This window comes from Photobacterium sanguinicancri (assembly GCF_002265265.1).
Lineage (GTDB): Bacteria > Pseudomonadota > Gammaproteobacteria > Enterobacterales > Vibrionaceae > Photobacterium > Photobacterium sanguinicancri.
Window position 1 is genome coordinate 1 of record NZ_NOIF01000379.1, and the last position, 1,058, is coordinate 1,058.

At 40.5% G+C, this 1,058-nt stretch carries 1 protein-coding gene; it reads right to left on the reverse strand.

Features of this window, described 5'->3' with window-relative positions:
- Window positions 1-103 precede the first annotated feature (103 nt).
- Window positions 104-1,039, reverse strand: a complete 936-nt coding sequence (locus tag ASV53_RS24140; protein WP_062689388.1) for a carbamate kinase — start codon at window positions 1,037-1,039, stop codon at window positions 104-106.
- Between the last annotated feature and the right edge of the window lie 19 nt (window positions 1,040-1,058).

A 1,058-nucleotide genomic window follows, 5' to 3' on the forward strand; every position in this document is an offset into this window, starting at 1 on the left:
ATTTTTAGGCATGTGTTATAAGTCATAAAAAAGCGTAACTTACAAAAAGTAAAGTTACGCTTAAAGAATAATTGGTAGTCTTACTTATAGTTTATTTATTAAACTATGAGTAATAAACAATACCTTCACCTTGAGTGATTAATGTACCAGCTTCATTACGTGTAATTCGGTCTAAATCGAATAGAGAACCGATAGCTGCATTACCGCGACCTGAGTTTACAAATTGACATACCGCGTCAATTTTAGGACCCATAGAACCAGCAGGGAAGTTAAATTCAGCTAGGCCTGCAGGTGTTGCTTGTTTCATTTCAGCTTGGTCTTCTTTGCCGAAGTTACGGTAAACAGAGCCGTCAGTTAGGATGATGAATAGATCAGCATTAATTTTTTCTGCTAATAACTCAGCCGTTAAGTCTTTATCGATAACACATTCAACACCTGTGCCAACACGGTTGTCGTCGAAGCAAACTGGTACACCGCCGCCGCCACAAGCAATAACTAGGTTTTTAGCTTGAAGTAGCGTTTCAACCTGTTGAAGTTCAACGATATCTTTAGGTTTTGGTGATGGTACAACGCGACGGAAGTAGTCGCCATCTGCTTTAAACATCATGTCAGATGATGCCATGATTTCTTTTGCGCGTTCTTCTGTGTAAACAGGGCCAACAAATTTAGTTGGATTAGCAAAAGCAGGATCTTCTTTACTGACTTCAGTTTGTGTCACAAGTGTTGCGATCGCAAGGTCACGGTCAACGTTACGAAGTTCTTGTTGAAGCATGTAACCGACCATGCCACAAGTTTGTGAACCAAGTACATCCATTGGGTATGGTGTAGTTTCAGGTGAGTACTCTTGGTAAGCTGAGTTTTGTTCCATTAATAGACCAACTTGTGGGCCATTACCGTGAACAACAACAATCTCATGCTCTTTTGCAACTGCAGCAATGCTTGCTGCTGCTTTTTTTATATTTTCACGTTGGTTTTCAGCGGTGAGTGCTTGGCCACGAGCTAATAAGGCATTACCGCCTAAAGCTAATACTATACGCATATGATCATATCTCTCTGAT